Genomic DNA, 23,663 nt, shown 5'->3' with positions numbered 1-23,663 from the left:
TGGTCAGTCTTTCCGCTGCGGCTCTTGGGCCGGCTGGGCCTGGCCTTCGATGGTGTGGCCCTGGTTCTGCTGGGCAGTGTTCTGCACCGGTGGAACGGGTTGGGCAGGTGGCGGGGTCTGCTCGGCCGGCTTATTCTCTTCGTCGTTCATGGCCTTGCGGAAGCCCTTGATCGACTCGCCCAGGTCACTGCCGAAGTTCTTCAGCTTCTTGGTGCCGAACACCAGGACCACGACCACCAGCAGGACGATCCAGTGTTTCCAGTCAAAGATACCCATTTCGTACTCCTGAAAAATGTGTGTACAGCAAATCGATCCGGCAACACGGCCCCTGTGGGAGCGGGCATGTCCGCGAACACCGGCGTAGCCGGTGCCATGCACCGCGTCGCATTCTTCGCGGGCACGCCCGCTCCCACAGGCGCCCGAAAATACGTCAGGCCGAAGGCTGGCGTGCGGCCTTCTCATCATGCCCGGAAAGCCCGAAGCGGCGTTCCAGCTCGTCAAGCACGGCCTGCGGATGCTGGCCCAGCGCGCTGAGCATTACCAGGCTATGAAACCACAGGTCGGCGGTTTCGTAGATGACATCGCTGTAATCCTTGCTGAGCGCAGCGTCCTTGGCGGCAATGATCGTCTCGACCGACTCTTCGCCGAGCTTTTCGAGGATCTTGTTCAGGCCCTTGTGGTACAGGCTGGCCACGTAGGAGCTGTCGGGCGCCGCTTGCTTGCGTTCTTCAAGCACTTCGGCCAGGCGGTTGAGGGTGTCGCTCATGTCAGTGTCCTGCGCTGTAGATGGCATCCGGGTCTTTCAGGACCGGGTCGACGGTTTTCCACTGGCCGTCCTCGAAGACGCGGTAGAAGCAGCTTTCACGGCCGGTATGGCAGGCGATATGGCCCAGTTGCTCGACCATCAGGATGATCACGTCGGCATCGCAGTCCAGGCGCATTTCATGCAGCTTCTGCACATGCCCGGATTCCTCGCCCTTGCGCCACAGCTTGCCACGCGAACGCGACCAGTAGATGGCGCGCTGCTCGGCGGCAGTCAGGGCCAGCGATTCGCGGTTCATCCAGGCCATCATCAGCACGCGTCCGGTCTTGTGGTCCTGGGCGATCGCCGGTACCAGGCCTTCGCTGTTCCACTTGATCTCGTCCAGCCAGTCTTTCATCGTCGACTCCAAAGCGGGCCCGCTCCTGTGCCGGGCCCTTTGCGCTAGTGTGCCAGCCATGGGCGCGGCTGGCTATTGGCGCACGATCAGGTAAAGGCCGGCGGCCAGCATCAGCCAGGCCGGCCAGGCGGCAGGGGCGGCCAGGCTGGCGGCTGCGGCGGCGCCAGCGGCCAGGACCGCGCCTCCGCCGAGCAGGCCGGCACCGAGCAGGCGCAGCGCCCAGCGGTCGCCCTGGCGGCGCCGCTCTGGCAGTTGCGGATCGTGCAGGTGCGGTTGTGACAGGCGTTCGAGCAGGTCGCGGGCCATGTCGGCCAGGTGTGGCAGTTGCTCGACCTGGCTGTGGATGTTGCCGAGCACGGCCTTGGGGCTCATGCGGTCGCGCATCCAGCGCTCGAGGAATGGCTTGGCGGTGCTCCACAGGTCCAGGTCGGGGTACAGCTGGCGGCCCAGGCCTTCGATGTTGAGCAGGGTCTTCTGCAGCAATACCAACTGCGGCTGCACTTCCATGTTGAAGCGCCGGGCGGTCTGGAACAGACGCATCAGCACCTGGCCGAAGGAAATATCCTTTAACGGTTTTTCGAAGATCGGCTCGCACACGGTGCGGATCGCCGCTTCGAACTCGTTGACCTTGGTGTGTGCCGGCACCCAGCCCGAGTCGATGTGCAACTGGGCGACGCGGCGGTAGTCACGCTTGAAGAAAGCGATCAGGTTGCGCGCCAGGTAGTCCTGGTCCTCGGCGGTCAGGCTGCCGACGATGCCGCAGTCGATGGCGATGTACTGCGGGCTCCACGGTTTGACCGTGCTGACGAAGATGTTGCCGGGGTGCATGTCGGCATGGAAGAAACTGTCGCGGAACACTTGGGTGAAGAACACCTCCACGCCCCGTTCGGCCAGCAGTTTCATGTCGGTGCGCTGGTCGGCCAAGGTGGTCATGTCGGTCACCGGCACGCCGTAGATACGCTCCATCACCAGCACCTTGGGGCGGCACAGGTCCCAGTACACCTGGGGCACGTACATCAGCTCGGAGCCTTCGAAGTTGCGCCGCAGCTGGCTGGCGTTGGCCGCTTCGCGCAGCAGGTCGAGCTCGTCGTAGATGGTTTTTTCGTAGTCGCCGACGATTTCCACCGGGTGCAGGCGGCGGGCGTCGGCCGAAGCGCGTTCGGCGGCCTTGGCGATGAGGAACAGCCAGGCCAGGTCCTGGGCGATCACCGGCTTCAGGCCCGGGCGTACCACCTTGACCACCACTTCCTCGCCACTTTTCAGGCGCGCAGCGTGCACCTGGGCCACCGAGGCCGAGGCCAGCGGCTCGACGTCGAAGCGGCTGAACAGTTGCGTCACCGGGGCGCCCAGCTGAGCCTCGATCAGCGCCACGGCCTGCTTGGGGTCGAACGGCGGCACGCGGTCCTGCAGCAGCATCAGCTCATCGGCAATGTCGTTGGGCAGCAGGTCACGGCGGGTGGACAGCAACTGGCCGAACTTGATGAAGATCGGCCCCAGGTCCTGCAGGGCCATGCGCAGGCGCGCGCCACGGCTGAGCTCGCTCGGCTTGCGCGGCAGCCAGCGCCACGGCATCAGCAGGCGCAGGCTCATCAGCCACCAGGGCAGCGGCAGGTCGAACAGCAGGTCATCGAGACGGTAGCGGATCACCACACGCTGGATGCGAAAAAGACGGCGGACGGCGAGCAGCTTCATGCGTTATCGCTGGTATCAAGGGATCGGGAGAGGCGCTTGAGGCGCGCCTCGAGGCGTTCTGTATCGAGCTTCAGGGCATCGAGCTCGCTGAAGGCGGCTTCGGCTTCGCGCTTGCCGACCAGGGTGCGGGACTCTTCGGCCAGGTACTCGGAAAGGTTCTGGCTGAAGCGCGCCAGGCCCTGGCGGGTCCAGCGTACGCGCAGGCGGATATGGCCGGCCAGCAGCGCCGTGGCGACCGGGCCGAGCCAGCGTTGCAGCTCGTGCTCCCAGTCAAGCTCCAGGTCCTGCAGCACACCGAACAGGTCGAGCAGCACGGCGCTGTCGCCATGCAGTTCGACCTGCGGGCTGTGCAGCACGGCGGTCTTGTCCTTGGCCAGGGCCAGTTGCGCCAGGCTGCCGGCCGGGGCGCGCAGGCTGCAGTCGACCTCGCCTTGCCAGTGGGCGGCGAGCATCAGGCCCTCTTCATCGGGCAGGATGAACACCTGCAGGGCCGGCTGGCGGCAGTCGATCTCGATGACCTTGCCGTCCAGCGCGGCCAGCCGCGGCAGGGCCGTGCTGTCCATGCGCAGGACGCGGTTCAGGCCATGTTCGACGCTGGCGAGCAGCCCGGCCAGCAGCATCAGGGCTTGATCCCCCGGTGCACGGCGACGATGCCGCTGGTCATGTTGTGGTAGGTGACACGGTCGAAACCGGCCTCGACCATCATGGCTTTCAGGGTTTCCTGATCGGGGTGCATGCGGATCGATTCGGCGAGGTAACGGTAGCTTTCCGAATCGTTGGTGATCAGCTTGCCGGCCAGTGGCATGAAGGCGAACGAATAGGCGTCGTAGGCCTTGGACATCAGCTTGTTGGTCGGCTTGGAGAACTCCAGCACCAGCAGGCGGCCGCCCGGCTTGAGCACGCGCAGCATCGAGCGGATGGCTTCATCCTTGTGGGTGACGTTGCGCAGGCCGAAGGCGATGGTCACGCAGTCGAAGTGGTTGTCCGGGAATGGCAGCTTCTCGGCGTCGGCCTGGACGAACTCGATGTTGCCGGCCACGCCACGGTCGAGCAGGCGGTCACGGCCGACCTTGAGCATCGACTCGTTGATGTCGGCCAGCACGACCTGACCGGTCGGGCCGACCAGCCGCGAGAACTTGGCGGCCAGGTCGCCGGTACCGCCGGCAATGTCCAGTACACGGTTGCCGGCGCGTACGCCCGACAGCTCGATGGTGAAGCGCTTCCACAGGCGGTGCATGCCGCCGGAAAGCACGTCGTTCATCAGGTCGTACTTGGCCGCCACCGAGTGGAACACCTCGGCGACTTTCTTCGCCTTCTGGCTTTCAGGGACGTCCTGGTAACCGAAATGGGTGGTGGGTTCGGCGTGGTCGCCTTTGCGCTGGTCGTTCATATCGCTTCACCGGAAAAAATTACCGCCATTCTAGGGCGAACGGGCGGATTTGTCTTGGCGGGGTGTGCCAGTGGGCAGGGGCGGGCATAATGCCCATTATGTCTTCATCTTCAGGAACACCCGCATGACCCAGATCAGCGTCGAACGCAAACATTCCCTCGGCCGCGATGCCGCCCGTGCCAAGGCCGAAGCGCTGGTCGACAAACTGACCCGCGAATACGACCTCAAGGCCACCTGGAACGGTGACCGGGTCGACGTGGCGCGCAGCGGTGCCAACGGCAGCGTGCACATCTTCGATGACCGCATCCGCGTCGAGTTGAAGCTGGGCATGATGCTGTCGATGATGAGCGGCACCATCAAGGGCGAGATCGAGCGGGCGCTGGACAAAGCCCTGGCTTGATCCCTTCCCGGGCCCTGCTCGTTCACCTTAGGGTGAAGATTCTAATTTCCCTCTCTACCTTGTGCTCAAGCCCAACCTCCATGGGCGGTTCCTCCTCCACTCATGAGCATGAGGTACAGAGCATGGCCAAAGTGACTGTGAAGAAAAAGGACGACGCCCCGGGCACGCTGGGCGAGGTGCGCGGCTACGCGCGCAAGATCTGGCTGGCGGGCATCGGCGCCTATGCGCGTGTGGGCCAGGAAGGCTCCGACTACTTCAATGAGCTGGTCAAGGCCGGCGAAGGCGTCGAGAAGCGTGGCAAGAAGCGCATCGACAAAGAGCTCGATGCTGCCAACAACCAGATCGACGAGGCGACCCAGGAGGTCAGCCGCGTACGTGGCAAGGTCGAAGTTCAACTGGACAAGATCGAAAAAGCTTTCGACGCGCGGGTCGGTCGCGCCTTGAATCGCCTGGGCATTCCGTCTAAACATGACGTTGAGGCGTTGTCCATCAAGCTTGAACAGCTGCACGAGCTGCTCGAGCGCGTCGCGCACAAACCATAAGGAGAGCAGGATGGCTGGCAAGAAGAATTCCGAGAAAGAAGGCAGCTCCTGGGTCGGCGGGATCGAGAAGTACTCCCGCAAGATCTGGCTGGCAGGGCTGGGTATCTATTCGAAGATCGACCAGGACGGCCCGAAGCTGTTCGACTCGCTGGTGAAGGATGGCGAGAAGGCCGAGAAGCAGGCGAAGAAGACCGCTGAAGACGTGGCGGAAACCGCCAAGTCGTCGACCACTTCGCGTGTGTCGGGCGTGAAGGACCGTGCGCTGGGCAAGTGGAGCGAACTCGAAGAGGCCTTCGACAAGCGCCTGAACAGCGCCATCTCGCGCCTTGGCGTGCCGAGCCGCAACGAGATCAAGGCCCTGCACCAGCAGGTGGACAGCCTGACCAAGCAGATCGAGAAATTGACCGGTGCTTCGGTTACGCCGATTTCGTCGCGCACTGCTGCGGCCAAACCGGCTGCGAGCAAGGCGGCCAAGCCACTGGCCAAGACGGCAGCGGCCAAGCCTGCGGCGAAAACCGCGGCGGCCAAGCCGACGGCCAAGACTGTAGCGGCGAAACCTGCTGCCAAGACGGCTGCCAAACCTGTAGCAGCCAAACCTGCGGCGAAACCGGCCGCGGCCAAGCCTGCGGCAGCCAAGAAACCTGCAGTGAAGAAGGCACCGGCGAAACCGGCAGCTGCCAAGCCGGCAGCCCCAGCGGCCAGCGCCGCTCCGGTCGCTAGCGCAGCTCCTGCACCAACCGCGGCTCCGGCCAGCAACCCACCTTCGGCACCGACAGGCACCGGCACTCTGATCTGATATCGCGTCGCCTTCTTCGCGGGCTTGCCCGCTCCCACAGGTTCTGTGTGCACTCGAGCACTGCATTTCACCTGTGGGAGCGGGCATGCCCGCGAAAGCCGCGTCGCCGAAACGACGGGCTTACCCCTCCAGGTAGCGCACCGCCAACTGCTCCGCCGCCCCCCGCGCCTGAGCCTGCAGATGCGGCGCCACCAGCATCATCACCTGGTACACCACAATCCCCACATCCCCCTCGCGCCCCAGTACCCGCTGGTAATCCAGCGAGAACATCAGCGTCAGGGTGATCTGCTCCACCAGTTGCCCCAGTGCCTGGGTATCGCTCTCAACCAGTCCCTGGCCCTTGAGGCTGGCCAGTAACGCCGCCAGCGTGCGCTTGAGCGCGTTGATCAGGCTGCGCATGCCTCGGGCCAGTTTGGGCAGGCGCCCGGTCAGGTTCGACAGGTCCTGGAACAGGAAACGGTACTGCGCCATGCGTTCGACGATCAGGTGCAGGAACAGCCAGTAGTCCTCGGCGTCCAGGCGTACCTCCAGCGGCGGGTCGAGCAAGGGCATCAGCGCTTCTTCAAAGCGCTCGAACAGCCCCAGCACCAACGGCTCCTTGCCGTGGAAGTGGTAGTACAGGTTGCCGGGGCTGATGCCCAGTTCGTTGGCAATTTCCAGGGTGGATACGTTCGGCTCGCCCTGCTGGTTGAACAGCTGCAGGGCACATTCCAGGATACGGTCGCGAGTCTTCATCCAGTCGGCATGCTCATCGGGTCAGCACGTAGGTGCCCGGCGCAGGGCCCAGCGGTGGGTAGGTGGCATTGCCCAGCTCGCTGCGCGGTGCCTTGAGCGGGCCGGAACGCGGGGTGATCCACTCCAGCCACAATGGCCACCAGCTGCCTTCGCTGCGCTTGGCGTCGTGGAACCAGGCGCGCGGGTCGCTGGACAGCTTGGGGTTGGCCAGGTAGTAGGCCTTGGGGTTGCCGGGCGGGTTGATGATGCTCTGGATATGCCCGCTGTTGGCCAGCACGAAGCGCCGGTCGCCACCCAGCAGCAAGGCCGAGCGGTACACCGCGTCCCACGGGGTGATGTGGTCGTTGCTGCCGGCCACGGTGAAGCTGTCCAGCTCGACCTTCTGCAGGTCAATGGGCGTGCCGCACACCTCCAGGCCGGCAGGGTGGGTCAGCGGGTTGAGCTTGAAGAAGTCCAGCAGGTCGCCATGCAGCGCGGCCGGCAGGCGCGTGCTGTCGGCGTTCCAGTAAAGGATGTCGAAAGCCGGTGGTGTCTTGCCGAGCAGGTAGTTGTTTACCCAGTAGTTCCAGATCAGGTCGTTGGGCCGCATCCAGGCGAAGATCCGCGCCACCTCGGCGCCATCCAGCACGCCGCGCTGGTAGGAGCGGCGCTTGGCGGCCTCGATGGTTTGTTCGTCGGCGAACAGGCTGGCGGGGCTTTCGAACTTGCTGTCCAGCAGGCTGACCAGGTAGGTGGCGCTGCGCACTCGGCGCAGCTGGTGCTTGGCCTGCAGGTGGCCCTGCAGCGCGGCCATGGTCAGGCCGCCGGCGCAGGCGCCCATCAGGTTGGGGTCGCGGTTGCCGCTGATGCTGCGGCAGGCGTTGAGCGCTTCTTCCAGGGCCTGCACATAGCTGGACAGGCCCCATTCGCGATGGCGTGGGTCGGGGTTGCGCCAGCTGACCATGAACACCTGCAGGCCGCTCTTGAGCATGTACTGGACGAAGCTGTTGGTCGAGCTGAGGTCGAAGATGTAGAACTTGTTGATTTGCGGCGGCACCACCAGCATTGGCCTGGCGTGCTGCTTTTCGCTCATCGGCTTGTACTGGATCAGCTCCAGCAGCTCGTTGCGAAACACCACGGCACCGGCGGTCGCGGCCAGGTTACCGCCCACTTCGAAGGCGCGCTCGTCGACCTGGCGTGGCAGGCCGTCGTTGTGGCGCAGGTCATCGAGCAGGTGGGCCACGCCGCGTACCAGGCTCTGGCCGCCGCTGTTGAACAGTTCCTTGACCGCCAGCGGGTTGAGCAGCGAGTTGCTCGGCGCCAGGGCATCGTTGATCAGGTTGAACAGGAAGTGCGCACGGGCCCGGTCATCGTCGTCCAGGTGGCTTTCCTCGATCCACAGGCGGGTCTGTTTCTGCCAGGCCAGGTAGGCCTGCAGGCCACGGCGGTAGAACGGGTTCTGGCTCCACGTGGGATCGTTGAAGCGTGGATCGCGCGGGTTCGGCTGATGCGGCGTGTCACCCAGCATCACCCGGCCCAGCTGGCTGCCCAGAGCCAACAGGTGATGCGCGGTGTGCAGTGGATGGCGCAGGCTTTGGCGGCTGACATTGCGCAGCGTGGAAATCAGGTCACGGCCGCGCAGGCCGAGGATGGCGTTCTGCACGTTCATGCTGGTGGCGGGAAGCGTTGGCGTTCCTTTGGCCGGTTTGTCTTTCATGGCAACACTCCCTCGTCTAAGCCGTTTCGCTGTCGAGACCTTCGCGGGCATGCCCGCTCCCACAGGTTCGGCGCCGTCCCTGTGGGAGCGGGCGCGCCCGCGAAGAAGGCCGCATCGATTTACCCGCCCGAAGCCGGGCGAGGGTGCATGACGGCGCGCTGTCGTTCTTGTTGAAGGAACTTCATGATGATCGGGGCGACGGCCTCGGCCCGGGTGATCAGGAACAGATGGCCGTCGTCGATAATGTGTAGCTGGGCATTGGGAATCCGCCAGGCCAGCAGGCGCATGTTGATCAGCGGGATCAGCGGGTCGTCGTCGCCGGCCAGCACCAGGGTTGGCTGCTGGATCTTGTGCAGCCAGTGGATGCTGGTCCAGCCAAGCCCGGCGAACAGCTGCCAGTAGTAGCCCATCTTGCCGCCGGAGCGCACCTTGGCGGCATGCTGCATGGCCAGGTCCGGGTCACGCCGGAAGCCGCCGCCATAGATCGTCGGCGCAATGCGGATGACATGCGACGGCTGCACGTAGCGCCGTGGGCTGGCCATCATCCACAGCACCTTGGGCTTGCCCGGTACCATCACCGCACCGGCGGCAGTGGCGGCCAGCACCAGCTTCTTGCAGCGCTCGGGGTAGTCGTGGGCGAACTGCTGGGCCAGGGCGCCGCCCCAGGACACGCCGATGGCATTGACCTGGCCGTAGTCGAGGTAGTCGAGCATGCGTGCCGTCAGCTTGGCCAGCCCGGGGAAGCGGTACGGGTGGCGCGGCGTGGACGAGCCGCCGACCCCGGGTACGTCGAAGGCAATGACTTCCAGGTCCGGGTCCAGTGCTTCGATGAACGGAAACACCAGCTCCAGGTTGGCGCCGATGCCGTTGAAGATCAGCAACGGCGTCAGGTGCGGCTTGCCCGGGCGGACGGCGGTGCGGATGGACTGGTTGTCCAACTCGACAGTCCTGAAGATATAGGGTTGCGGCATGCGCGTGACTCTCGGGTGAAATGAACACCGTGGCGCCCCGCAGGGTGCCACGGCGCTGCAGCTCAACGCTCGTGAACGTAGGTGCCCGGGGCGGCTTCGCCGGCGGCATAGGCTCGGTTGCCCAGGCGGGTCGGCGCCTTTTTCAGCTCACCGGCACGTTCGCCCAGCCAGCTTTGCCAGTACAGCCACCAGGAGTCCGCATGCTTGGTGGCGTTTTCCTGCCAGGCCACCGGGTCACCCGGGCGATCGGCACCGGTCATGAAGCGTGCCTTGGGGTTGCCTGGCGGGTTGAGGATGCTCTGGATATGGCCGCTGTTGGACAGCACGAACTCGATCTTGCCGCCGAACAGGTGCGCCGAGCGATAGCACGACTGCCACGGGGTGATGTGGTCGGCGGTGCCCGCTACGCTGAAGATGTCGCACTGCACTTTTTTCAGGTCGATCGGCGTACCGCACACTTCCAGGGCGTCCGGGCGGGTCAGCGGGTTGCTCTTGAACATTTCGATCAGGTCGCCGTGGAAGGCGGCCGGCAGGCGCGTGGTGTCGTTGTTCCAGAACAGGATGTCGAATACCGGCGGCTCGTTGCCGAGCAGGTAGTTGTTGACCCAGTAGTTCCAGATCAGGTCGTTGGGGCGCATCCAGGCGAACACCTTGGCCATCTCGCTGCCTTCGAGCACGCCAGCCTGGTACGAGTGACGCTTGGCGGCCTCCAGGGTCTGCTCGTCGACGAACAGCGCTACCTGGTTGTCCATGGTGGTGTCCAGCACGCTGACCAGCAGGGTCAGGGCATGGACCTTGTTCTCGCCAAGGGCGGCATAGTGGCCCACCAGCGCGGTGCAAGTGATGCCGCCGGAGCAGGCACCGAGCATGTTCAGGTCTTTGCTGCCGGTAATTGCCAGCACCGCATCGACCGCTTCCTTGAGCGCATCGATGTAGGTGGACAGGCCCCATTCGCGCTGGGCTTTGGTCGGGTTGCGCCAGCTGATGATGAAGGTCTGCTGCTGCGAGCGCAGGCAGTAGCGCGCCAGGCTCTTTTCCGGGCTCAGGTCGAATACGTAGAACTTGTTGATCTGCGGCGGCACCACCAGCAGCGGGCGGGCATGCACCTGCTCGGTGATGGGGCTGTACTGAATCAGCTCCAGCACATCGTTGCGGTACACCACGGCACCTTCGCTGGTGCCCAGGTTCTTGCCCACCTCGAAGGCGTCCATGTTCACCTGGCTCGGCATGCCGCCGTTGTTGACCAGGTCCTTGGCCAGGTTGGACAGGCCATCGAGCAGGCTCTTGCCGCCGGTTTCGAAGAAACGTTTGACCGCTGCCGGGTTCGACAGGGTGTTGGTCGGTGCCATGGCTTCGGTCATCAGGTTGATGACGAACTGGCCGCGGCTGATGTCCTGGGGCGACAGGTCGCTGCTGCCGATCCAGTCCTGCAGCTCCTTGCGCCAGGCCAGGTAGGTTTGCAGGTAGCGGCGGTACAGCGGGTTGTTGCTCCAGGCCGGGTCATTGAAGCGACGGTCGTCGCTTTCCGGGGCAAGGCTGGACTTGCCCAGCAGTACGTTCTTCAGTTCCAGGCCAAAGTGGGCCACATGCTTGGCGCTGTGCAGCGGTTGGCGCACGGCCTGGCGCAGCACGGTGCGTGCCGAGCTCAACAGGTCCTTGCGACGGATACCGATGACCGGGTTCAGCCCCAGGGTGTTTTCCGAGGCCTGCCGCTGCAGCTCATCGTTGTTCTTGTTACTCATCTACGACGCTCCGTTGTCCTGAGACGAGTACCGGTTGCTGTGGCGGGTGCACAGTGCTGAGCCCGGTACTGCTACTCGGGTTACCAGTGATAAGGAACAGCGGTGCTGCGAGGGTTCTGACTACCTGCAATTTGATGCAGGGAACTTGCCACCCCCCATTGGTTACCCGACTTTCATGTAATGCGCAAGACAGCCCGTCACTGGGCTGTCTGTAAGTCATTCAAACAGATGATTTTAGAAAATGCGCTCTAAACCCGGCAGGCCTTGCGCTAGAGCATGAATTTGACCACCGACTCGGCGGGGTCGCGGGACTTCCCGGCCTTGTGCAGTTCGTCCAGGTACTCGGCCCACAGCTGTTCCTGGCGCAGGCACAGCTGCTCGAGGTATTCCCAGGTGAACAGGCCGCTGTCATGGCCGTCGTCGAAGGTCAGTTTCAGTGCATATTGGCCGGCAGGTTCCAGGCCGCTGAGGCCGACGTTGATCTTGCCGAACTGCAGGACGGGGTTGCCGTGGCCCTGGACCTCGGCGGAGGGGGAGTGCACGCGCAGGAATTCGGCGGGCAGGTGGTAGACCTCGCCGGGGGCGTAGGTGAGGCTGAGGGTTTTCGAGGCTTTGTGCAGGTTGATGGCGGTGGGCAGGCGGGCCATGGCTGGAATCTCTCGGGAGCTGATGAAGCAAGCTTCCAGCTTATGATGGAGGGATTCAAGGGCCTCTTCGCGGGCACGCCCGCTCCCACAGGATCACCACATGCTTTGGGGCTGTGGTGATCCTGTGGGAGCGGGCGTGCCCGCGAAGCAGTCGACGCCCTTTTTACAGGATGTAGCGCGACAGGTCTTCGTTCTGCGCCAGTTCACCCAAGTGGCTGTTCACATACGCCGCGTCGATCTGGATCGGCGCTTCGTCATGGGTGCTGGCCAGGTCGCCAGCACTGAACGACACTTCTTCGAGCAACCGCTCGAGCAGGGTGTGCAGGCGGCGGGCACCGATGTTCTCGGTCTTCTCGTTGACCTGGTAGGCAATTTCGGCCAGGCGCTTGATGCCGTCGGCGAGGAACTCGATGTTCAGGCCTTCGGTTTTCAGCAGGGCCTGGTACTGCTCGGTCAGCGACGCGTGTGGCTCCTGCAGGATGCGCTCGAAGTCTTCCGGGGTCAGGGCCTTGAGCTCCACGCGGATCGGCAGACGGCCTTGCAGCTCGGGCACCAGGTCGCTCGGCTTGCTCAGGTGGAACGCACCCGAGGCAATGAACAGGATGTGGTCGGTCTTGACCATGCCCAGCTTGGTGTTGACGGTGCAGCCTTCGATCAGAGGCAGCAGGTCGCGCTGCACGCCTTCACGGGATACGTCGGCGCCGCCAACATTGCCACGCTTGGCAACCTTGTCGATTTCGTCGATGAACACGATGCCGTGCTGCTCGACCGCTTCCAGGGCCTTGGCCTTGAGTTCTTCCTCGTTGACCAGGCGGCTCGCTTCTTCATCGCGAACCATCTTCAGCGCTTCTTTCACCTTCAGCTTGCGCGCCTTGCGCTTGCCTTTGCCCATGTTGGCGAACAGGCTCTGCAGCTGGTTGGTCATTTCTTCCATGCCGGGCGGCGCGGCAATTTCCACGCCCACGGCATCGGCCACTTCGATCTCGATTTCCTTGTCGTCCAGCTGGCCTTCGCGCAGGCGCTTGCGGAACAACTGGCGGGTGTTGGAGTCGGTGCTGGTCTGCGCGGCTTCCTCGGCGAAGCTGCTGACCCGAGCCTGCGGCAGCAGGGCGTCGAGGATGCGGTCTTCGGCGGCATCTTCGGCGCGGTGGCGCACGCGGATGATTTCTTGCTCACGCAGCATCTTCAGCGCGGCATCGGCCAGGTCGCGGATAATCGACTCGACGTCGCGGCCCACGTAGCCCACTTCGGTGAACTTGGTGGCCTCGACCTTGAGGAACGGCGCGTTGGCCAGCTTGGCCAGGCGGCGGGCGATTTCGGTCTTGCCGACGCCGGTAGGGCCGATCATCAGGATGTTCTTCGGTGTCACTTCGGCACGCAGCTCGGCGGGGAGCTGCATGCGCCGCCAGCGGTTGCGCAGGGCAATGGCCACGGCGCGCTTGGCGTCGTCCTGGCCGATGATGTGGCGGTTGAGTTCGTGGACGATCTCGCGGGGGGTCATGGACATGATGAAAATGGTCCTCGGGCGGAATGAATCAGCGTGGAAAAGCCCCGCTCGCAGCGGGACGCCAGAACAACTGATTATTCGGCCAGGTCCTGCTCCTCGATGGTCAGGTTGTGGTTGGTGAACACGCAGATGTCGCCGGCGATGTTCAGGGCGGTCTCGGCGATTTCACGGGCCGAGAGGTCGGTCTTGTCCAGCAGGGCGCGGGCAGCGGCCTGGGCGTAGGCGCCGCCGGAACCCATGGCGATCAGGCCGTCTTCGGGTTCGACCACGTCGCCGTTGCCGGTGATGATCAGGGAGGCGTCCTTGTTGGCCACGGCCAGCATGGCCTCCAGGCGGCTCAGGGAACGGTCGGTACGCCATTCCTTGGCCAGCTCGACGGCAGCGCGGACCAGGTGGCCTTGGTGTTTCTCAAGCTGGCCTTCAAAGCGCTCGAACAGGGTGAACGCATCGGCGGTGGCGCCGGCGAAGCCCGCGATGACCTGGCCGTGGTACAGGCGGCGCACCTTCTTGGCGTTGCCTTTCATCACGGTGTTGCCGAGGGATACCTGGCCGTCGCCGCCCATGACGACTTTGCCGTTACGGCGGACAGAAACGATGGTGGTCAAGGGGAGAGTCTCCACGCAGCGGGGCGAAAGTGCCTGATGCAGACTCATATGGGGGTGGGGGGAAGGATTTCAACCGTGGGGGATGAATGGTCGCGCTTGGCAGGGGACACCGTGCAAGGGCATTCGCGGGCACGCCCGCTCCCACAGGATTACCACATGCCTTGGAATAGTGGTGATCCTGTGGGAGCGGGCGTGCCCGCGAAGAACTTTACTCAGGCCTCGTGGCAGACGTGCCCATCGACCAAGGTATAACGCACCGCACCCGGCAGGCAGTGGCCGATGAACGGGCAGTTCTCGCCGCGCGAGAACCATTGCTCGCCGGCCACGGTCGAGGCTTTCGGGTCGAACAGCACCAGGTCGGCCGCGCCACCCACTTTCAGCTCACCGGCCGGCAGGCGCAGGGCCGCCGCCGGGCCGCTGCTCAGGCGGGCCAGCAGGGTTGGCAGGTCGAGCAGGCCGTCCTGCACCAGGGTCATGGCCAGCGGCAGCAACAGTTCGACGCTGCTGATGCCCGGCTCGGTGGCGCCGAACGGGGCCAGCTTGGCGTCGCGCTCGTGCGGCTGGTGGTGGCTGGAGATCGCCTGGATCACCCCCGACTTCACTGCCGCACGCAGGCCGTCACGGTCGGCGGCGGTACGCAGCGGTGGTTGCACGTGATACAGGCTGGAGAACTCACGCAGCGATTCGTCGGTGAGGATCAGCTGGTACAGCGCCACGTCGGCGGTCACCGGCAGGCCAAGCTGCTGGGCCTGCTCGATCAACCGCGCGCCACGGGCGCTGGTGATCTGGGTGAAGTGCGCGCGCACGCCGGTCTGTTCAACCAGCAGCAGGTTGCGCGCCAGGGCCACGGTCTCGGCGGTTTCCGGGATGCCCGGCAGGCCGAGGAAGCTGGCCATGGCACCTTCGTGGGCCAGGCCGCCGTGGGCCAGGTCGCGGTCCTGGGAGTGGAACACCACGGTCAGGTCGAAGGTGGCGGCGTATTCCAGGGCGCGGGCCAGGGTACGGTTGTTGGGGATTTCCTTCAGGCCATTGCCGAAGGCCACGCAGCCGGTGTCGCGCAGGGCCACCAGCTCGGCCAGTTGCTCGCCTTCCAGGCCCTTGGTCAGGGCGCCGATCGGGTAGACCTTGCTGTTGGCGGCCTCGCGGGCGCGGTCAAGGATCAGCTCGGCCACGGCCGAGGTGTCCAGCACCGGCTTGGTCTGCGGCGGGCAGCACAGGCTGGTGACACCACCGGCGACGGCGGCGCGGGTTTCACTGGCGATATTGCCTTTGCGGCTGTAGCCCGGCTCGCGCAGGGACACACCGAGGTCGACCAGGCCGGGGGCGGCGACCAGGCCATCAGCCTGGATCGTGCGGCTGGCGCTGAACCCGGCCGGGGCGGCGCCGATGGCGGCAATGCGACCGCCGTCCAGGTGCAGGTCGGTGACCTGGTCCAGGCCGCTGTTGGGGTCGATGACCCGGGCGCCGAGAATACTGATGGTCACTGGGCGTTCTCCTGGTCGAATTGACGTTGCGCGTTCTGCCCGCTCATGGCCATGGACAGCACGGCCATGCGCACGGCGATGCCGTAGGTGACCTGGTTGAGGATCACCGAGTGCTTGCCGTCGGCCACCGCCGACTCGATTTCCACGCCGCGGTTGATCGGGCCCGGGTGCATGACGATGGCATCGGGCTTGGCCCCGGCCAGGCGCGCGGTGGTCAGGCCGAACAGGCGGTAGAACTCGCCTTCGCTGGGCAGCAGGCCGCCGGCCATGCGCTCACGCTGCAGGCGCAGCATGATCACCACGTCGACGTCCTTCAGGCCTTCGGCGAGGTCGGTGTACACCTTCACACCGTATTGCTCGATACCGATCGGGATCAGGGTTTTCGGGCCGACCACTCGAATGTCCGGGCAGCCCAGCGCTTTGAGTGCCAGCATGTCGGAGCGGGCCACGCGCGAGTGCAGGATGTCGCCGACGATGGCCACCGACAGGTTCTCGAAGCTGCCCTTGTGGCGGCGGATGGTGAGCATGTCGAGCATGCCCTGGGTCGGGTGCGCGTGGCGGCCGTCACCGCCGTTGATCACGGCAACTTCCGGGCACACGTGCTCGGCGATGAAGTGCGCGGCCCCGGAGTCGGAGTGGCGCACCACGAACATGTCGGCGGCCATGGCTTCGAGGTTACGCAGGGTGTCGAACAGGGTCTCGCCCTTGCTGGTCGAGGAGGTCGACACGTTGAGGCTGATCACGTCGGCCGACAGGCGCTGGGCGGCAAGTTCGAAGGTGGTACGGGTACGGGTGGAGTTCTCGAAGAACACGTTGCACACGGTCTTGCCGCGCAGCAACGGGACTTTCTTCACGGCCCGGGCACCAACTTCAAGGAAGGAGTCGGCGGTGTCGAGGATCTCGGTGAGCAGTTCGCGGGGCAAACCGTCGAGCGAGAGGAAGTGGCGCAGCTGGCCCTGATCATTGAGCTGCAGCGGGCGCTTGGCGTCGATTGGCGTCATCGCGGGGGACTCTTAAAGGGCGGAAGCGGAGGCGAGGTCCTGGCGCTCGAGGGCGAGCGGTGCGGGTCCGGTCAATTTTACCCGTTCATGGGCGGCCAGCGACAGAGTGGCGCCGAGCACATTCGGGCGGATCGGCAGTTCGCCGGCATCCAGGTCCAGCAGGCAGACCAGGGTGACACTGGCCGGGCGGCCATAATCGAACAGTTCGTTGAGCGCGGCGCGCACCGTGCGGCCGCTCATCAGCACGTCATCCACCAGCACCAGGTGCTGGCCCTCGACCTCGAACGGCAGCTCGGACGGGCGCACTTGCGGGTGCAGGCCGTTCTGGCTGAAGTCGTCGCGATAGAACGAGACGTCCAGAGTGCCCATGGGGCTGGTGTCGCCCATGGCTTCCTGCAGGGCCTGGGCAACCCAGACACCGCCGGTGCGGATGCCGATGTAACGCGGCTCGGTAATTGCCCGGCGGGCCAGGTGGGCGCGAAGGTCGTCAGCCATCTGCCGGATCAGCTCGGCGGGATTGGGTAGGCTCATTGCGGGCTCCTCGGAAGGGGGCGCCGGGCGGGCCCGGCGGCAAAGATGATCAGGTATTGGCCTCCAGCCAGCCTTGCAACAACAGGGCGGCGGCGATGGCATCGACCGGGTTGTCGCGGTAGCTGCCGCGCTGGCCGCCACGGGCCATGCGCTCGCCCTTGGCCTCGAAGGTGGTCAGGCGTTCGTCGTGGGTGTGCACGGGCAGGTTGAAGCGGCCGTTCAGGCGGCGGGCGAATTTTTCCGCGCGGGCGCTCATTTCGCTGGGGGTGCCGTCCATGTTCAGCGGCAGGCCGACGACGATGGCATCGGGCTTCCATTCGGCAATCAGCTTTTCCACCTGGGCCCAGTCCGGCACGCCGTTCTGCGCCTTCAGGGTGCACAGCTCGCGGGCCTGGCCGGTGACCACCTGGCCGACGGCCACGCCGATCTGTTTGCTGCCGTAGTCGAAGCCCAGCAGTAGACGTAGTTCAGGGTGCAGTTCAGCCATCAGGCGTGGCCCGCCTGGCTGGTCAGCAGGTTCAGGTTGATCCCCAGGCTGGCGGCGGCGGCTTCCAGGCGCAGGTCGCTGGCCTTGCCGAAGATGATTTCCGGGTCGAACGGGCAGTTGAGCCAGGCGTTGTCGGCCAGTTCCTCTTCCAGTTGGCCCGCTTCCCAGCCGGCATAGCCCAGGGTGATCAGGCTCTGTTTCGGGCCGACTCCGGCGGCGATGGCCAACAGGATATCCTGCGACGTGGTCAGCGACAGCCCTTCCAGTGCGACGGTGGCCTGGAAGCTGCACTCGCTGCTGTGCAGCACGAAGCCTCGGTCGGTCTGTACCGGGCCACCCAGGTAGATCGGCACCTGCAAGGTGCTGGCCGGCGGCATTTCGTCCGGGCGCAGCTGCTCGAGGATGTCGGCCAGGTTCAACTCCTGCGGCCGATTGACCACCAGGCCCATGGCGCCATGGGCGTTGTGCTCGACGATGTACGTGAGGGTCTGGGCGAAGTTCGGATCGGCCATGTGCGGCATGGCGATCAGGAACTGATGCTTGAGGTAGCTCGGCGTGAGGGTTTTCATGGGGGATAGTGTGGCGCCAGGTGGCGAGGCTGACAAGGTGCTCAACGAGGCTTGCGCTCCCACAGCGATCGCGCAAGGCCGCAAATCAGTTACTGGACAGACGGTCCCCACGGGCAAAGCGCCAGGTGCGGATGATCTCCAGCCGGTCAAACTCGGCCAGGTCCCCGGTAAACGGTGCAAACGGCGCGGCCAGCCGCACGATGCGCTGCGCCGCCTGGTCCAGCACCGGTTGCCCGGACGACTCCAGTACCAGCACCTCGTACAGCGAGCCATCGCGGTTGATCGACACCATCATGCGCAAGTTGCCGTAGATCTGTTGCCGGCGCGCTTCGTCGGGGTAGTTCAGGTTACCCACCCGCTCGACCTTCTTGCGCCATTCTTCCTTGTACCAGGCGCCCTTGTCGCGCATGGTCGAGGCAGCATTGAGCCGGTGGATGCGCGGGCGCTTGGCATACAACTGCTGCTCGTTGGACAGTTCCGCCTCCAGGCTGGCGATCTGGCTGGACAGTTGCGAGCTGTCGAAGTCCGGTGCCGGCGCTTCCGGCTTGGGCTGCGGCTTGCTTTCCTTGGGCTTGGGCTCGACCTTCTGCGGTTTGGGCGCCGTGGTCACGACCGCCGACTTCTGCGGGGCAGGGGGCGGCACAACCTCGGGCCTGGCTGCAGGTGGCGGGGTGATCTTGTTGATCTTGCTGTCCTGGAACGGCGCCAGTTCAGTGGTCTTGGGCACCGCTTTCTTGTCCAGGGTGCCGCTGCCCTGCTGGTTGTCCTGGGCCTGGAAATCGGCCTTCTGCGGCGGTTTCTCGCTTTTGAAGGTGGCCAGGGTGATGTCCATGGTGTGGCGGATTTCGGCAGGCTTGACCACGCTGAAACCGACGCCGAGGATCAGCGCCAGGTGCACCAAGGCAGCCAGGAACAGGGTGAAGCCGAGCCGGTCCACCGGGCGAACACGGGGGGGCAGCAGGTCGGCGGGGATGTCAGCGGGCAGCGTCATCAGGTATCCAGCAACCGCAGGGCGGGGCAGCAGGCCAGGCAAAAAGGACCCGCATCATACCCCACTCTGGGTTGTTGCCGTGCGTCGGCGGTCAGCGCGCCTTCAGCTGGCGATCAATGGCATCCATCAATTGCCCGCCGATATCGGTGTTGTAGGCGGCATCGATCTCGCGGATGCAGGTGGGGCTGGTGACGTTGATTTCGGTGAGGTAGTCGCCGATCACGTCCAGGCCCACGAACAGCAGCCCCTTCTCGCGCAGGGTCGGGCCGACCTGGGCGGCGATCCAGCGGTCGCGGTCGGTCAGCGGGCGAGCTTCGCCACGGCCGCCGGCGGCCAGGTTGCCACGGGTCTCGCCGCTGGCCGGGATGCGCGCCAGGCAGTAGTCCACCGGCTCGCCGTCGATCATCAGGATGCGCTTGTCGCCGTCCTTGATCTCGGGCAGGTAGGCCTGTGCCATGATCTGCTGGCCGCCGTGCTGGGTCAGGGTTTCGAGGATCACCGACAGGTTGGGGTCACCCGGGCGGTGGCGGAACACCGAGGTGCCGCCCATGCCGTCCAGCGGCTTGAGGATCACGTCGCCGTGGGTGGTGGCGAACTCTCGCAGGATATCGGCACGGCGGCTGACCAGCGTCGGCGCCATGCACTGCGGGAACTGGGTGGCGAACAGTTTTTCGTTGCAATCGCGCAGGCTCTGCGGGCGGTTGACCACCAGCACGCCTTCGCGCTCGGCCTGCTCCAGCAGGTAGGTGCTGTAGACGAACTCCATGTCGAAGGGCGGGTCCTTGCGCATCAGGACCACGTCCAGGTCGGCCAGCGCGCTGTCCTGCTCATCGCCCAGCTCGAACCAGCGGGCCGGGTCGGCGAACACTTTCAGCGGGCGCATCTGCGCACGGGCCTGGCCGGCGCCCAGGTACAAGTCGCGCTGCTCCATGTAGAACAGGCTCCAGCCGCGTGCCTGGGCGGCCAGCAACATGGCCAGCGAGCTGTCCTTCTTGTAGGAGATGGACGCGATGGGGTCCATGACAATGCCGAGGCGAACGCTCATGGGGTGGTTCCTCTTGGCGGCATGCGGCCGCGATGGATCGAAAGAAAAGTGGCTCAGGGTGGCGCTGTGAACGCTGCCGGTCAAGGGGCGCGGCAGATGGAATGGCCACCCGGAGTGTGCTAAAAATGCCAGTCATAGTGCTGAATGACAGGCCCATGGGGCTGCTGCGCAGCCCTTTCGCGACGCAAGGCCGCTCCCGCAACGGCCCCGGAATTTCGGCAAACGGTAGCCCAACAGATGGAACAACCCCTGAAGGTGATGGTGATCGACGATTCGCGCACGATCCGCCGCACCGCGCAGATGTTGCTCGGTGAAGCGGGCTGCGAGGTGATCACCGCCAGCGATGGCTTCGATGCCTTGGCCAAGATCGTCGACCACCAGCCCAGCATCATCTTCGTCGATGTGCTGATGCCGCGCCTTGACGGCTACCAGACCTGCGCGGTGATCAAGCACAACAGTGCCTTCAAGGACACCCCGGTCATTCTGCTGTCGTCACGCGACGGCCTGTTCGACAAGGCCCGTGGCCGGGTGGTCGGCTCCGACCAGTTCCTGACCAAACCGTTCAGCAAGGAAGAGCTGCTCGATGCGATCCGCGCCCATGTGCCCGGTTTTGCCGCAGCCCAACAACACGCACCCTGACCGCGCCCCGCCATGGCACGGTCTTTCTTTCCTGATGGGGAACCAGCATGGCCCGAGTTCTGATTGTCGACGACTCGCCGACAGAGATGTACCGATTGACCGAGTGGCTGGAAAAGCACGGCTACCAGGTGCTCAAGGCCAACAATGGTGCCGATGGCGTGGCCCTGGCCCGGCAGGACAAGCCCGATGCGGTGCTGATGGATATCGTCATGCCTGGCATGAACGGCTTCCAGGCCACTCGCCAGCTCAGCAAGGACCCGGAAACCAGCGCCATCCCGGTGATCGTGGTCACCACCAAGGACCAGGAAACCGACCGCATCTGGGCCACGCGCCAGGGCGCCCGTGACTTCCTGACCAAGCCGGTGGAAGAGGACGCGCTGATCGCCAAGCTCAAAGAAGTGCTGGGGGCTTGACCACCCGCCCGCAGGGCGCGTCGCTGACCGCCTTCGAGTTGTTGCTGGACATCGACCGGCGCTGCCGCCTGCTGGTCGCCGACCAGCCGCCGCAGGACAACCGCCTGCAACAGTGGAGCGGCATCGGTTTTCGCATTGCCGGGCAATGGTTCGTCGCGCCCATGGGCGAGGTGGCCGAGGTGCTGCGCGAACCGCGCAGCAGCCGCGTCCCTGGCGTGCAGCCGTGGGTGTGCGGGGTGGCCAACCTGCGTGGCCGGCTGCTGCCGGTGATGGACCTGAGCAGTTTCTTCGGCCTGGGCCACGCCGCCCCGGGCAAGCAGCGGCGGGTGCTGGTGCTGGACCACGAGGACCTGTTCGTCGGCTTGCTGGTGGACGAGGTGCTGGGCCTGCAGCACTTTGCTTTGGACAGCCTGCAGCTGTCGCCACCACAGCCTCTGATCCGCGCCGCTGCACCCTTCGTGCAGGGGCACTTCCCGCGTGAACGCAACTGGGCGATCTTCAGCCCCTTCGCCCTGGCCCAGGCGCCGGGCTTTCTCGATGTGGCGTTATAGGACCTGCGAACGTGAACAAGCCTGCCACCCCCGTCACTACCGTGACCCCACGTACCCGCAGCATCGCGCAGATCACCGTGCTGTTCCTGATCCTGATCCTGTCGATCATCCTGCTGTTCGCCAACTTTGCCTACCTGAACACCCAGTCCAACTACGACAAGCAGTACATCGGCCACGCCGGCGAACTGCGGGTGTTGTCGCAGCGCATCGCCAAGAACGCCACCGAAGCCGCCACCGGCAAGGCCCTGGCCTTCAAGCTGCTGTCGGACGCGCGCAACGATTTCGAACGGCGCTGGGGCTACCTGCGCGAGGGTGACAAGTCCACCGGCCTGCCACCTGCGCCGCCCACGGTGCGTGACGAGATGGAAGCGGTACGCCGCGACTGGGAAAGCCTGCGCAAGAACACCGACACCATCCTGGCCAGCGAGCAGACCGTGCTGTCGCTGCACCAGGTGGCGGCAACCCTGGCCGAGACCGTGCCGCAGTTGCAGGTGGAATACGAGAAAGTGGTCGAGATCCTGCTGCAGAGCGGCGCCCCGGCCAACCAGGTGGCAGTGGCCCAGCGCCAACTGCTGTTGGCCGAACGCATCCTTGGCTCGGTCAACACCGTGCTGGCCGGTGACGACACCGCGGCCCAGGCGGCCGACGCCTTTGGCCGCGATGCCGGGCGGTTTGGCCAGGTGCTAGAGGGCATGCTCAGTGGCAACGGGGCGATCCAGGTGACCCGTGTCGAGGACGCCGACGCCCGCGCGCGCCTGGCCGAAATTGCCGAACTCTTCCAGTTCGTTGCCGGCTCCGTTGATGAAATCCTCGAAACCTCGCCGGAACTGTTCCGCGTGCGCGAGGCCGCGGGCAATATCTTCAGCCTGTCGCAAACCCTGCTCGACGAGGCCTCGTACCTGGCCAACGGGTTCGAGAACCTGGCCGGTGGGCGCACCCTCGACACCGTCGGCGGCTATGCCCTGGGCCTGCTGGCGCTGGCTTCGATCATCCTCATCGGCCTGGTCATGGTGCGCACCACCAACCGCCAACTGCGCGAGACGGCGGAAAAGAACGAACGCAACCAGCAGGCGATCATGCGCCTGCTCGACGAAATCGAAGAGCTGGCTGACGGCGACCTGACCGTGACCGTATCGGTGACCGAAGACTTCACCGGCGCCATTGCCGACTCGATCAACTATTCCGTGGACCAATTGCGCGACCTGGTCGCTACCATCAACCACAGCGCAGTGCAGGTCGCTGCCGCCGTGCAGGACACGCAGAACACCGCACGCCAGCTGGCCAAGGCCTCCGAGCACCAGGCCGAGCAGATCAGCGAGGCGTCCGAGGCGGTCGGCGACATGGTCGAGTCGATCGACCGGGTTTCGGCACATGCCTACGAGTCGGCCAAGGTGGCCGAGCGCTCGGTGGCGATCGCCAACAAAGGCAACGAGGTGGTGCACAACACCATCAATGGCATGGACAACATTCGCGAGCAGATCCAGGACACCGCCAAACGGATCAAGCGCCTCGGTGAGTCCTCCCAGGAAATCGGCGACATCGTCAGCCTGATCGACGACATTGCCGACCAGACCAACATCCTCGCCCTCAACGCGGCGATTCAGGCCTCGCTGGCCGGTGAGGCCGGCCGTGGTTTTGCCGTGGTCGCCGACGAAGTACAGCGCCTGGCCGAACGCTCGTCGTCGGCCACCCGGCAGATCGAGGCGCTGGTGCGCACCATCCAGGCCGACACCAACGAGGCGGTGATCTCCATGGAGCAGACCACCGCCGAAGTGGTGCGCGGTGCCCGCCTGGCCCAGGATGCTGGGGTGGCGCTGGCCGAGATCGAAGGCGTATCGCAGAACCTCGCAGACCTTATCCACAGCATCTCCGATGCCGCCCAGTTGCAGACTTCGTCGGCCGGGCAGATCTCCCACACCATGGCGGTCATCCAGCAGATTACCGCGCAGACCTCCGCCGGCTCCGGCGCCACCGCCGACAGCATCCGCCACCTGGCGCGCATGGCCAGCGAGATGCGCCGTTCGGTGTCCGGGTTCACCCTGCCGCCACCAAAAGAGCCCAACTGAAGA

Annotated in this window: 27 protein-coding genes; 7 read left to right on the top strand and 20 right to left on the bottom strand. The window is 65.1% G+C overall.

Annotation, left to right across the window (positions count from 1 at the left end; translation table 11 throughout):
• Positions 1-3 precede the first annotated feature (3 nt).
• The 6 genes from A4C63_RS06660 to ubiE form a co-directional block, all read right to left on the bottom strand.
• The gene (locus A4C63_RS06660) at positions 4-276 is read right to left on the bottom strand and encodes a twin-arginine translocase TatA/TatE family subunit (protein ID WP_063912013.1); all 273 of its coding nucleotides are present in this window, start codon (positions 274-276) and stop codon (positions 4-6) included.
• A 154-nt stretch (positions 277-430) separates the two neighbouring features.
• Positions 431-766, bottom strand: a complete 336-nt coding sequence (locus A4C63_RS06655; RefSeq protein WP_063912012.1) for a phosphoribosyl-ATP diphosphatase — start codon at positions 764-766, stop codon at positions 431-433.
• A gap of 1 nt (position 767) precedes the next feature.
• Entirely contained in the window at positions 768-1,160 is a 393-nt protein-coding gene (hisI, locus tag A4C63_RS06650; protein ID WP_013974544.1) for a phosphoribosyl-AMP cyclohydrolase, read from the bottom strand.
• Positions 1,161-1,232: 72 nt separating this feature from the next.
• Entirely contained in the window at positions 1,233-2,852 is a 1,620-nt protein-coding gene (ubiB, locus tag A4C63_RS06645) for a ubiquinone biosynthesis regulatory protein kinase UbiB (protein WP_063912011.1), read from the bottom strand.
• Positions 2,849-3,472 (bottom strand): SCP2 domain-containing protein, encoded by a 624-nt coding sequence (locus A4C63_RS06640; protein ID WP_063912010.1) that lies wholly within the window; start codon positions 3,470-3,472, stop codon positions 2,849-2,851. The genes ubiB and A4C63_RS06640 overlap by 4 nt, the downstream gene beginning before the upstream one ends.
• On the bottom strand, positions 3,472-4,242 hold the full coding sequence (ubiE, locus tag A4C63_RS06635) for a bifunctional demethylmenaquinone methyltransferase/2-methoxy-6-polyprenyl-1,4-benzoquinol methylase UbiE (protein ID WP_013974541.1): 771 nt from the start codon (positions 4,240-4,242) through the stop codon (positions 3,472-3,474). Before ubiE ends, A4C63_RS06640 begins: the two co-directional genes overlap by 1 nt.
• A gap of 124 nt (positions 4,243-4,366) precedes the next feature.
• On the opposite strand from ubiE, the gene A4C63_RS06630 reads away from it, so the two are divergent.
• The 3 genes from A4C63_RS06630 to A4C63_RS06620 all read left to right on the top strand — a co-directional run bounded on the left by A4C63_RS06630 (position 4,367) and on the right by A4C63_RS06620 (position 5,980).
• Entirely contained in the window at positions 4,367-4,642 is a 276-nt protein-coding gene (locus A4C63_RS06630) for a polyhydroxyalkanoic acid system family protein (protein ID WP_015272091.1), read from the top strand.
• Positions 4,643-4,764: 122 nt separating this feature from the next.
• Positions 4,765-5,184, top strand: coding sequence for a phasin family protein (locus A4C63_RS06625; protein WP_023663112.1), 420 nt, complete (start codon positions 4,765-4,767; stop codon positions 5,182-5,184).
• Positions 5,185-5,194: 10 nt separating this feature from the next.
• Positions 5,195-5,980, top strand: coding sequence for a phasin family protein (locus A4C63_RS06620; RefSeq protein WP_063912009.1), 786 nt, complete (start codon positions 5,195-5,197; stop codon positions 5,978-5,980).
• Positions 5,981-6,100: 120 nt separating this feature from the next.
• Here A4C63_RS06620 and A4C63_RS06615 read toward each other — a convergent pair whose 3' ends face one another.
• From A4C63_RS06615 to gshB, 14 genes are all read right to left on the bottom strand, one after another.
• Entirely contained in the window at positions 6,101-6,715 is a 615-nt protein-coding gene (locus A4C63_RS06615; protein WP_063912008.1) for a TetR/AcrR family transcriptional regulator, read from the bottom strand.
• Between the two features lie 13 nt (positions 6,716-6,728).
• Entirely contained in the window at positions 6,729-8,411 is a 1,683-nt protein-coding gene (gene phaC / locus A4C63_RS06610) for a class II poly(R)-hydroxyalkanoic acid synthase (protein WP_063912007.1), read from the bottom strand.
• A gap of 119 nt (positions 8,412-8,530) precedes the next feature.
• Positions 8,531-9,382, bottom strand: a complete 852-nt coding sequence (gene phaZ, locus A4C63_RS06605) for a poly(3-hydroxyalkanoate) depolymerase (protein ID WP_063912006.1) — start codon at positions 9,380-9,382, stop codon at positions 8,531-8,533.
• Positions 9,383-9,444: 62 nt separating this feature from the next.
• Positions 9,445-11,124, bottom strand: coding sequence for a class II poly(R)-hydroxyalkanoic acid synthase (gene phaC, locus A4C63_RS06600; RefSeq protein ID WP_063912005.1), 1,680 nt, complete (start codon positions 11,122-11,124; stop codon positions 9,445-9,447).
• 269 nt (positions 11,125-11,393) lie between these two features.
• On the bottom strand, positions 11,394-11,771 hold the full coding sequence (locus A4C63_RS06595) for a gamma-butyrobetaine hydroxylase-like domain-containing protein (protein ID WP_063912004.1): 378 nt from the start codon (positions 11,769-11,771) through the stop codon (positions 11,394-11,396).
• 163 nt (positions 11,772-11,934) lie between these two features.
• Complete coding sequence (gene hslU / locus A4C63_RS06590) at positions 11,935-13,278, bottom strand: ATP-dependent protease ATPase subunit HslU (RefSeq protein WP_015272084.1); 1,344 nt, start codon at positions 13,276-13,278, stop codon at positions 11,935-11,937.
• Positions 13,279-13,352: 74 nt separating this feature from the next.
• On the bottom strand, positions 13,353-13,883 hold the full coding sequence (gene hslV / locus A4C63_RS06585; RefSeq protein ID WP_063912003.1) for an ATP-dependent protease subunit HslV: 531 nt from the start codon (positions 13,881-13,883) through the stop codon (positions 13,353-13,355).
• A 212-nt stretch (positions 13,884-14,095) separates the two neighbouring features.
• Positions 14,096-15,367, bottom strand: a complete 1,272-nt coding sequence (locus A4C63_RS06580) for a dihydroorotase (RefSeq protein WP_063912002.1) — start codon at positions 15,365-15,367, stop codon at positions 14,096-14,098.
• Complete coding sequence (locus A4C63_RS06575; protein WP_046613439.1) at positions 15,364-16,368, bottom strand: aspartate carbamoyltransferase catalytic subunit; 1,005 nt, start codon at positions 16,366-16,368, stop codon at positions 15,364-15,366. The genes A4C63_RS06580 and A4C63_RS06575 overlap by 4 nt, the downstream gene beginning before the upstream one ends.
• 12 nt (positions 16,369-16,380) lie before the next feature.
• Positions 16,381-16,899, bottom strand: coding sequence for a bifunctional pyr operon transcriptional regulator/uracil phosphoribosyltransferase PyrR (gene pyrR / locus A4C63_RS06570; protein ID WP_063912001.1), 519 nt, complete (start codon positions 16,897-16,899; stop codon positions 16,381-16,383).
• Positions 16,900-16,948: 49 nt separating this feature from the next.
• Positions 16,949-17,386, bottom strand: coding sequence for a Holliday junction resolvase RuvX (gene ruvX, locus A4C63_RS06565; protein ID WP_013974530.1), 438 nt, complete (start codon positions 17,384-17,386; stop codon positions 16,949-16,951).
• Entirely contained in the window at positions 17,386-17,955 is a 570-nt protein-coding gene (locus A4C63_RS06560; RefSeq protein WP_063912000.1) for a YqgE/AlgH family protein, read from the bottom strand. Before A4C63_RS06560 ends, ruvX begins: the two co-directional genes overlap by 1 nt.
• 85 nt (positions 17,956-18,040) lie before the next feature.
• Positions 18,041-18,946, bottom strand: coding sequence for an energy transducer TonB (locus A4C63_RS06555; protein ID WP_063911999.1), 906 nt, complete (start codon positions 18,944-18,946; stop codon positions 18,041-18,043).
• 91 nt (positions 18,947-19,037) lie between these two features.
• On the bottom strand, positions 19,038-19,991 hold the full coding sequence (gene gshB, locus A4C63_RS06550) for a glutathione synthase (RefSeq protein WP_063911998.1): 954 nt from the start codon (positions 19,989-19,991) through the stop codon (positions 19,038-19,040).
• A gap of 237 nt (positions 19,992-20,228) precedes the next feature.
• On the opposite strand from gshB, the gene A4C63_RS06545 reads away from it, so the two are divergent.
• The 4 genes from A4C63_RS06545 to A4C63_RS06530 are packed head-to-tail and all read left to right on the top strand — an operon-like array spanning position 20,229 to position 23,660.
• Positions 20,229-20,630, top strand: coding sequence for a PleD family two-component system response regulator (locus A4C63_RS06545; RefSeq protein ID WP_003257770.1), 402 nt, complete (start codon positions 20,229-20,231; stop codon positions 20,628-20,630).
• A 47-nt stretch (positions 20,631-20,677) separates the two neighbouring features.
• Complete coding sequence (gene pilH / locus A4C63_RS06540; protein WP_025340906.1) at positions 20,678-21,043, top strand: twitching motility response regulator PilH; 366 nt, start codon at positions 20,678-20,680, stop codon at positions 21,041-21,043.
• Positions 21,040-21,594, top strand: a complete 555-nt coding sequence (locus A4C63_RS06535) for a chemotaxis protein CheW (RefSeq protein ID WP_003257767.1) — start codon at positions 21,040-21,042, stop codon at positions 21,592-21,594. The genes pilH and A4C63_RS06535 overlap by 4 nt, the downstream gene beginning before the upstream one ends.
• Positions 21,595-21,605: 11 nt before the next feature.
• A complete protein-coding gene (locus A4C63_RS06530; RefSeq protein WP_063911997.1) occupies positions 21,606-23,660 on the top strand; it encodes a methyl-accepting chemotaxis protein in 2,055 nt (684 codons plus the stop codon).
• Positions 23,661-23,663 lie beyond the last annotated feature (3 nt).

The sequence above is a fragment of the Pseudomonas sp. p21 genome, assembly GCF_001642705.1.
Classification (GTDB): Bacteria; Pseudomonadota; Gammaproteobacteria; order Pseudomonadales; family Pseudomonadaceae; genus Aquipseudomonas.
The sequence above is the reverse complement of the archived record's forward strand: the minus strand, read 5'-3'. Positions and strand labels throughout refer to the sequence as shown.